Source organism: bacterium, from assembly GCA_035370465.1.
Lineage (GTDB): Bacteria > Ratteibacteria > UBA8468 > B48-G9 > JAFGKM01 > JAGGVW01.
On record DAOOVW010000060.1, the window covers coordinates 1 to 8,977 of the forward strand.

Below are 8,977 nucleotides of genomic sequence, written 5' to 3' on the forward strand. Positions count from 1 at the left end.
CCATTCATCCGAAAGTGCCTTATTAAGCAATTTTACTAATTCTTCTACATCTACACTAATTATTTCTTTACCTATTCTTTCCATAATTTCCTCCTTTTTAATGGTTATTTTTTAAATAGTTCAATTGCTTTTTTTAACTCAGTTATATATGTAAGAGCAGGACCTCCTGCCATAAGAACAGCCACCATTCCTGCTTCATAAATTTCATCTTCTGTCGCTCCTGCTTTTAATGCTTTTTCAGTGTGCCCACCTATACAATAAGGACATCTTAAAGCAACTGCTATTCCAATAGCAATTAATTCTTTTGTTTTTGTATCAAGGGAACCATTTTTTAAGACACATTCCATAAATTCATTAAATTTTTTTAATCCTTCTGGATTTTTTTTAGAAAGTTCATTTATCGTTAATTTAAGATTATTCAGTAATTCTTTCACTCTATCACCTCCTTATTTCATTTCCTTTTTTAAATTTGAGAGTTTTATAAAATGTTGTCTCTCCTGTTCAATTATTTTATCTAATTGGGAGTGCTGTGTTTCTTGAACAAAATTTTTAACTTCTATATAATAAAGAATTGATTCTAATTCTCTTCTAATGCCAAAATTTATCGCATCAATAGGAGTTATACTTTTATCAAGTTCTCTTTCAATCATCTGAGGAAAAATTAATTCTTGAGAATATGCCTTTAAATATGCAAAATACTCTCCGGGATATGTTTCTACTGGCTCGTAATTTTTTATGTCTTCAAGCAATTTCTCAAATGTTTTTTTATGTTCACCTTCTTCATCAGCCAAAAATGAAAAAATTTCTTTAATTTTTGGTTCCCTTAATTTAGAAGATACTTTTCTATAAAATTTTTCTCCATTTTCTTCAATATTTATTGCAAACTGATAAATCTCACTTACATCAAAAAAAATCGCCATTATCCCCCTCCTTTAAATTATCTTTATCTCTTTGTGTTTTTTATAAATTTCTTCTGCAAGTTTATCAATCAAAGCAAAGTCATTTTCCTTTGGATAGCCCTTAATCATTACTGGCTCTAAAACATCAATATCTTTTGATGGAATCATTTCTGACAATAATTTTATCATATTTGTTCCCCATCCAAAAGAACCAATTATTGATAAAAATTTTGTTTTAGGTTTTAAAATTTTAAACAAATAGGAAGCATAAAGAACAACTGGATGTGGTCCTGTAAGAACTGTTGGAGAACCAATAACAACAGTTGCCGCATCAACAATCGAAATTGCTAACTGCCCAATATCTGTTTCTGTTAAATTAAATGGTTTAACGACAATGCTTTTTTCTATTAATCTATCAACAAAATAATCAATCATTTTTTTAACACTTCCATGCATTGAAACATAAATAACAATAACTTCATTTTTAACATTATCTGAAACCCAATCATTATAAGCATTTATAATAAGAGATGGATTATTATATATTGGTCCATGACTTGGAGCAATGAGAGAAATTTCATAGTTTTCAAGTTTCTTTATATGTCCTTTTATAAATGTCCTGAAAGGCATCATAATTTCTGCATAGTATCTTTTTGCAGAAGTTAAAACATTTATATTATTACTTGCGTAAATTTCGCTTGTTGCTAAATGAGAACCAAAAAGGTCACATGGGAATAGTACTTTGTTTTTTTCTTCATATGTTAAAATTGTTTCAGGCCAGTGAACATATGGTGCAGAAATAAATTCCAATTTCTTCTCTCCAATGGATAATTTTTCACAATCTTTCATAACAATAAAGTTATTTTCAGGAATTAAAAGGAGAGAGCTCAAAAATTCTTTTCCTTTTTCACTTGTTATAATTTTTGCCTCCGGAAATTTTTCAATAATTGTAGGTAGACACCCTGAATGGTCCTGTTCAGAATGGTTTGAAACAATATAATCAATCTTTTTAACATTTATTTTTTCAAGTGCTTCAAACAATTCTTCTTTTTTTCTCGGGTCTGCTGTATCAATTAAAACATTTTTATCATCTTTTAAAAAATAAGCATTATAAGATGTTCCTTCTGGTAAAGGTATTAACTCATCAAAAATTCGTCTATCCCAATCATTTATCATAATAGCCCAGATACCCTTTTTTATTTCTTTTATAGGCATTACTCCTCCTTGTTAAACATATCTTTACTTGCTCCACAAACAGGACAAACCCAATTATCAGGTAATGTCTCAAAAGGAATTCCCGGTTTAATTCCATTTTCAGCATCTCCTTTTTCCGGGTCATATACATATCCACAAACCTGACATACATATCTTTCCATTCTTCCCTCCTCTTTTGTATTGATTTCAACTTTGCTATTATTTCATTTTACTTTTGTTTTTTATTGTTGTCAATAGTCCGGCAATTTTTACATATACCCAATAAATAAATATGATGTTCTTCAATTTTATGTCCATCTATTTGCTGCTTTTTCAATATATCACAATCCAGAAAAATATCATAAAGATTTTTACATTTTTTACATTTAAAATGAATATGTGGAGTTGTTTCAAAATCATATCTAACCTCATTTTCTTCTATCATAATTTCGGCAACTATCCCTTTTGAAACAAAATATCTTAAAGTATTATAAACAGTTGTTTTTGAAAGAGTTGGTATATCTTTTACAAGGTGTCTATATATTTGTTCAACAGTAGGATGATTTTTATTTTCCATAAGAAATTGCAAAATTTTAAACCTGTGAAAAGATGGCTGAATTCCATATTCTTCAAATAATTTTCTTATATCTTTTTCATTCATTTAAATATCTCTCCTTTTTCAATATACCAGAAAAGAAAATCAAGATGAGATAATGGAATTTTTATATTTTTAGAAAATTCCCTCATTTTATTTTCAATATTTATATATTGTTTTTGTGAAATACTTTCTGGTATTTTTTCTATAACCCCGTATTTACAAAGACATTTCAAAATATGCCTATCAAGAATTGCAAAGTTTTCACCCTTCCCAATATTTCTCAAAAAATGACTTGTCTCTTTCCATCCAATACCTTTAATTTTCATAACAATGTCCTTTCTTAATTTAAAAACATCTTTTTCTTCTTTTATTTTAGAATATAAACTTTCAAATTTAGAAATACCTTCTTTAATATAATTTGCTTTTTTATTTTTAAACCTGACACCTGAAATACAATTTTTTATCTTCTCTTCAGCTAATGGAAAGCCATGTTCTTTTAGTTCTAAAACCACCTGCCAGCATTTCTTTGCCTCTGATTGAGGTGTTAAAAGGCAGAAAATAAATTCCATTTTTATTTCTTTTTTATTTAAATTATTAAAACACTCAAGTTTTTCTTTAATAATTGTTTTGATATCATCATATATTCTTTGCAAGTTTGTAATCATTACATCCATATAATAAGTATAATAATTTTTTTATTTTTCGTCAATAAAATGTATAAAAAAATAATGTTTGTCCCTCTTATATAATTTTTGTTTTAAATAGATAAGTATATTATAATTAAGGAAAAGGGCATTTTAATGTTATTTATACTTATTATTTTGTCTTCTCTTTATATGGGTTGGTCAATGGGAGCAAATGATGCTGCAAATTGTGTGGGTGCAGACATTGGCTCTGGTGTTATGAAATTAAGAGATGGAATTATAATAACATGTGTCTTCTCTTTTTTAGGTTCAATACTGCTTGGACATAAGGTAATAAAAACAATAGGAAAAGGAGTTGTTCCATTAAATCTACTGCCTCCTTTGCAATCAGATTTAATTTCTCTCGCTGCTATTTTAGGAGCAGCAATATGGGTAACAATTGCAACTTATAAGAAATATCCTGTTTCTACATCTCATTCTATTGTTGGTGCTGTTGCAGGTGGAGGACTTGCTTTTAAGACGGTTATACAATGGATGAAAATAAAACAAATTTTTATATGCTGGGTATTAACTCCTTTTGGTTCCGCAATTATAACAATTTTGCTTTATCCTTTAATAAAATTTATATTTTCTTTTTCTGCTATAAAAAAGTATGAAAAAGGGCTAATATTATTTTCTATATATGTCACAAGTGCTTATCTTGCTTTTTCATGGGGTGCAAATGATGTTGCAAATGCAACAGGTATTTTAATAGGAACAGGTAATATTACTCCAAACGGTGCTGCAATAATTGGTGCTTTGGCAATAACTCTTGGAATTACAACATGGGGATATAAAGTAATTGAAACAATTGGTTTTAATATAGTTCAATTAACTCCTCTTATGACAATTGCAGTTGAAGTATCTTCTGCAATTAACATACATCTCTATACTCATTATGGAATACCTGTTTCTACATCTCACTCAATAGTTGGGGCAATATGGGGAATAGGGATACTTCAAGGTATAAAGACAATAAACTGGAAAATTGCAAAAGATATAATGCTTACATGGGCATTAACTCCTGTGATTTCTGGTTTAATAACTTTTATTTTTTTAAGAATAATTAACGCTTTCTTATAACAGGAGGTGCAAAATGGAAAGAAGTAGAAATATATTTGTATGGTTAGGACAAAGAGAAAAAAAAGAAATACTTAATGCTGAATTACAACATATGGAATTATCGTTTGAATGTGTGAAAGAGATGAAAAATTGTTTTCAGGCATATTATGAAAATAAAACAGAAGAAAAAAATAATGCAATAAGTAAGGTAAAAGAATATGAAAAAAAAGGGGATGAAATAAGAAAAACAATAACTCTTGAACTCTCAAAAGGATACCTTATGCCAGCCGATAGAGAGGATTTATTGCTTCTTAATACTAAACTTAATGATATTGCTGATAGTGCAAAAGGTGTTGCAAGGTTATTTGAATTTATTGAAGGAATAAAAATGCCAGAACTTTCAAAAAGTTTACTTGATAATAGTATCATAGCGGTAAAAAGTATTGAAAAACTTAAAAATGCAATTGTTTCTTTAATAAAAGATGAAATTGACAGAGTTTTAGAAGAATGTTCTCAGATAGAAATACTTGAAGAAGAGGGAGATGATAAAAGGAGAGAATTACTTGGGCAACTTTTAAAAAGTGAAATATCTTTACCAATTTCAATTATTTTTTATGAAATAATTGATACAACTGAAAATCTTATAGATACTGTAAAAAATACTGCCGACCTTGTTAGGGTTCTTGCTATTAAATTAAAGTAAATGGTCAGGAAATAACAAGTTTTTTATAGTGAGGAGAGCAATCAAAAATTCCTCCACTTTTTTCATAAAAATCATTGTCAAGAACAAAAATACCATTTTCTGCGTCAACCCACTTTTTCCCATAAAAAGGATGATAAGAAAGAAGTTTTTTCCAGTTTTCATAATGCTGAAAACCATTTGCTTCTACCATTTGAATTTTCATTTCTGTCAATGGTTTTATTCTTGCAGAGAGATTTTTATTCCAATCAATTAGTGGGGGAATAACTGTAAGGTCTGCACAAAAATAGTCCATATTTCTTTTCTCACACTCGTTTAGAATTTTCAAAGTCATACTTAATGTTTTAGCAATTGGTTTTAAAGCAACTCCTTTATAACCCATCTGGCATCTTTTTATAATTTCTTTGTCTGTATGAGCACTTTCATCTGCAACTATCCGAACAGGAAAATCACTTACATCAATTTCGTTATCTTCTGAAAATGGTTCTTCAACTATAACTACCTGTGATAGACAACCTATTTTATCCATAAAATCAATCAATTCCCATAGTCGTTCTTTTGTATCATATCTTCCATTAGCATCAAAATAATATGGTAATTTACCTGATTTTGTATATGGTGTTGTATAATTTTTAAGTTGATGGTGAATATTTTTTATTCTTTCCATATCCCATTTAAGCATTTTATCTCTATCACCATCACCTTCTGGGTCAGAACCAATTTTTATTTTAAGAACAAAATATCCTTCTTTTACCATCTTTTCTACCTCATCAATTGACACTGAATATGAAATTAAAGGAATACAGGCAAGTTTTTCATGTCTATATTTCAAAGTAGATTGATATTTTGCAGGAATCATATTAAAAAAGTCATTATTTCCTGTTTCTTTTGCATAAAGAGACCATAATGCATTATCAACACTAACAAGAGAATTTAATGTAAATGTTTTTCTTAAATTTTTTTTACCTGTTATTTTTTTTGCATATTCATGAACATCATCAAATATTTCTTCTATTGTCTCTACGGGACTTTCAATATTTTTCCCTTCTAATAAATTTAAAGCAAACTGAGTAGTTGAAAACATCAGTGCATTTCCACCTGCTGCACTATTACTAATAAAAACATCGGCATCTGACCAGAGAACACTTTGAGTTCCAAGTCCAATTCCATAATTATTTTCTGATTCAAGATAAGTTATTACTTCCCATAATCCAGTTACATAATTTCCTTTAAAACCCAAGTTTATCTTAAATGGTTCATACTCAAAATTCAAATTCACTTTTTTAATCTTCATTTCATCCCCCTTTACCCAATTAGGTACTGCCAAAATTGGTTAATTAAATTCACTCCCCTTTCATAAAGGGGAGAGTGTTTTTCCCTTCCTTTATAAAAGGAAGGAGTTAAAATTTCCCCTTTGACAGCGGAGTGAGAGGGATTTTTATTTCCCATCTTTCTTTCATCTAAGTTTTTGACACTATTCAATTATACTTCAAAACAATAAAGTACATTATTATATAAATAACATAAATACATAAAAAGTAAAAATTTTTTTGGCTCAAACTTTTAAATGGTATAATTTTATTGTAAATACTCAGTTCCAAAAAAACTGAAAGCAGAGAGTATTATTGAAAAGCACAAAGTAAAAAATATAAATTACAAAATATAATGGAAATTAAAAGTTATTCTCTTGGAATAAGTTTTGTTGCTGGGGTTCTTTCTTTTTTAAGTCCCTGTATTCTTCCACTTATCCCAATTTACATTTCTTATATAACAGGAATAAGTATTGAACAATTACAAGAACCAAAAAATACTCTAAAAATTTTTATTATTTCTTTGTTTTTTATATCTGGCTTTACTCTAATTTTTGTTCTTATGGGTGCATCTGCAACTGCAATTGGAAATTTTATTTTAAAGAAAAAAAATATATTGAGAATTATAGGTGGTATCATAATAATAATTTTTGGCCTTCACTTAACTGGAATACTAAAAATAAAAAAATTATATACAGAGAAAAGAATTGTCTTAAAAAACAAAAAAACAGGATATTTAAGTTCTTTCCTGTTAGGGATGGCATTTTCTGCTGGATGGACTCCCTGTGTTGGCCCTGTTCTTTCTTCAATTCTAATAATTGCTGCAAATGAAAAAACAGTTTTTCGGGGAATAATTTTGTTATTTACCTATTCAATAGGAATTGGAATACCTTTTCTTATAACATCTCTATTATTAAATAAACTTCTAAACTTTTTTAACAAAATAAAAAAACATTACAGAGTAATAGAGATAATTATGGGTTTTCTCCTTGTTATTCTTGGTGTCTTATTTCTTCTAAATAAATTTATCTTTTAGGGACTTTTATTTTTTTTAGTATTCCAATTTCAGGTAGTTTCCCAACAATTGGTTTAGCATATTCAATAAATGCAGAAGTAACAAAATTATTTTCACTGTTTATAAAGGCAGGGGGCATACTTCTCGTCTCTTTTGCAACATTTGATAGTGGAACAATTTCATAATAAATACTATATTTTTTTGATTTTTTCCTTTTAATTGAGACAGAACCAGAACTGCCAAAGTCACCTGAAATAGCACTTTTTACTGCAATTTCACCAACTTTGTATGCCTCTTTTGCATCTATTTCAGAATAAATTCCAGGAAAAGACCTCTGTAAATATCCAAAAGTATCCGCTCTCACTCTTCCTATATTTAATTTGTTTTTTACAATATCTGCTAATAAATCACCAAGAGCACCAGTTCCACTTAATTGAACATTTCCATGTGCATCAACTTCCTTTGTAAATTTAGAGGCAATTGGCTCTCCTTTTTCATCGGAAATTCCTTCCGAGACAGTAATAAGACATCTTCCATATTTTTTATATACATTATCAACATCAGAAAGAAATTTTTCCATAATAAAAGGTCTTTCAGGAAAGTATATAAGGTGTGGTCCATCATCTTCATAAATTTTTGCAAGAGAAGAAGATGCAACCAAAAAACCAGCATGCCTGCCCATAACAACATCTATTTTAACTCCTGGCAATGACTTATTATCTAAATTATCTCCCATAACAGCCATAGCAACAAATTTTGCAGCAGAACCATATCCAGGTGTATGGTCATTTTCTTTCAGGTCATTATCAATTGTTTTTGGTATATGAAAACATCTGAACTCATATCCAACTTTTTTTGCACTTTCATTCAAAATATAAGTTGTTTCAGCAGAATCATTTCCCCCAATATAAAAAAAGTATCTTATATCGTATTTTGTCATAATTTTAAATATCTTTTCACATTCCTCATCAGTTGGTTTTTTCCTCACACTTCCCAAAGCAGCACACGGAGTAAAGGCAACTTTTTTAAGATTAGAATTGCTTTCTTTCTTTAAATCAATTAAATTTTCTTCAAGAACCCCTTTTACACCATATAAAGCACCATAAATTCCTTTTATTTCTTTGTGTTTTTTTGCCTCAAGAACTGCTGCAACTAAACTTTGATTTATTACAACAGTAGGTCCTCCACTTTGAGCAATTAACATATTACCTTTTATTTTATTCATATCCACCTCCATTTTCTCTATAATTTTGTTATAGAAATTATTTTAACATATTTTTTTTCATTTGGGAAATGAATTTCACTACTTAATTCTTGCAGAGTTAGAAGTTAATTTGCATGTCTGAAAGATACAAAAACATAAATGGAAAGTCAAAGAAAATGAATTTTTTATGAAAGGAGTAAATTTTTATAGATTCTGATTACTAATATTTAAAAATTTTACTATAAATAGTATTTAAAATTTTGAAAGAGAAATAAGTTGATTTAAAAATTTTTTATTTATATTGCCTTTCAT

Annotated in this window: 11 protein-coding genes; 3 read left to right on the forward strand and 8 right to left on the reverse strand. The window is 28.5% G+C overall.

Annotation, left to right across the window (positions count from 1 at the left end; genetic code table 11):
- Positions 1-104: 104 nt before the first annotated feature.
- From PLW95_07315 to PLW95_07340, 6 genes are read right to left on the reverse strand one after another with little or no spacing between them, the layout of a single operon-like run.
- Positions 105-434, reverse strand: coding sequence for a carboxymuconolactone decarboxylase family protein (locus tag PLW95_07315; GenBank protein HOV22462.1), 330 nt, complete (start codon positions 432-434; stop codon positions 105-107).
- Between the two features lie 12 nt (positions 435-446).
- A complete protein-coding gene (locus tag PLW95_07320) occupies positions 447-920 on the reverse strand; it encodes a ferritin family protein (GenBank protein HOV22463.1) in 474 nt (157 codons plus the stop codon).
- A 12-nt stretch (positions 921-932) separates the two neighbouring features.
- A complete protein-coding gene (locus PLW95_07325; protein HOV22464.1) occupies positions 933-2,114 on the reverse strand; it encodes an FprA family A-type flavoprotein in 1,182 nt (393 codons plus the stop codon).
- On the reverse strand, positions 2,114-2,275 hold the full coding sequence (locus tag PLW95_07330) for a rubredoxin (protein ID HOV22465.1): 162 nt from the start codon (positions 2,273-2,275) through the stop codon (positions 2,114-2,116). Before PLW95_07330 ends, PLW95_07325 begins: the two co-directional genes overlap by 1 nt.
- A 47-nt stretch (positions 2,276-2,322) precedes the next feature.
- Positions 2,323-2,754, reverse strand: coding sequence for a transcriptional repressor (locus PLW95_07335; GenBank protein HOV22466.1), 432 nt, complete (start codon positions 2,752-2,754; stop codon positions 2,323-2,325).
- On the reverse strand, positions 2,751-3,365 hold the full coding sequence (locus PLW95_07340; GenBank protein ID HOV22467.1) for an N-glycosylase/DNA lyase: 615 nt from the start codon (positions 3,363-3,365) through the stop codon (positions 2,751-2,753). Before PLW95_07340 ends, PLW95_07335 begins: the two co-directional genes overlap by 4 nt.
- Positions 3,366-3,491: 126 nt before the next feature.
- Here PLW95_07340 and PLW95_07345 point away from each other — a divergent pair, with 126 nt between their 5' ends.
- Positions 3,492-4,457: an inorganic phosphate transporter gene (locus tag PLW95_07345; GenBank protein ID HOV22468.1), complete on the forward strand. Its 966-nt coding sequence runs from the start codon at positions 3,492-3,494 to the stop codon at positions 4,455-4,457.
- A gap of 13 nt (positions 4,458-4,470) precedes the next feature.
- The gene (locus PLW95_07350; GenBank protein ID HOV22469.1) at positions 4,471-5,139 is read left to right on the forward strand and encodes a DUF47 family protein; all 669 of its coding nucleotides are present in this window, start codon (positions 4,471-4,473) and stop codon (positions 5,137-5,139) included.
- 4 nt (positions 5,140-5,143) lie between these two features.
- Here the strand turns inward: PLW95_07350 and PLW95_07355 are convergent, their stop codons facing one another.
- Positions 5,144-6,430 carry an L-alanine-DL-glutamate epimerase gene (locus PLW95_07355; protein HOV22470.1) on the reverse strand — a complete coding sequence of 429 codons (1,287 nt, stop codon included), beginning with the start codon at positions 6,428-6,430 and terminating at the stop codon, positions 5,144-5,146.
- 371 nt (positions 6,431-6,801) lie between these two features.
- Here PLW95_07355 and PLW95_07360 point away from each other — a divergent pair, with 371 nt between their 5' ends.
- Positions 6,802-7,482, forward strand: a complete 681-nt coding sequence (locus PLW95_07360; protein HOV22471.1) for a cytochrome c biogenesis protein CcdA — start codon at positions 6,802-6,804, stop codon at positions 7,480-7,482.
- Here PLW95_07360 and PLW95_07365 read toward each other — a convergent pair.
- Positions 7,472-8,686, reverse strand: a complete 1,215-nt coding sequence (locus PLW95_07365) for a 6-phosphofructokinase (protein ID HOV22472.1) — start codon at positions 8,684-8,686, stop codon at positions 7,472-7,474. The genes PLW95_07360 and PLW95_07365 overlap by 11 nt on opposite strands.
- Between the last annotated feature and the right edge of the window lie 291 nt (positions 8,687-8,977).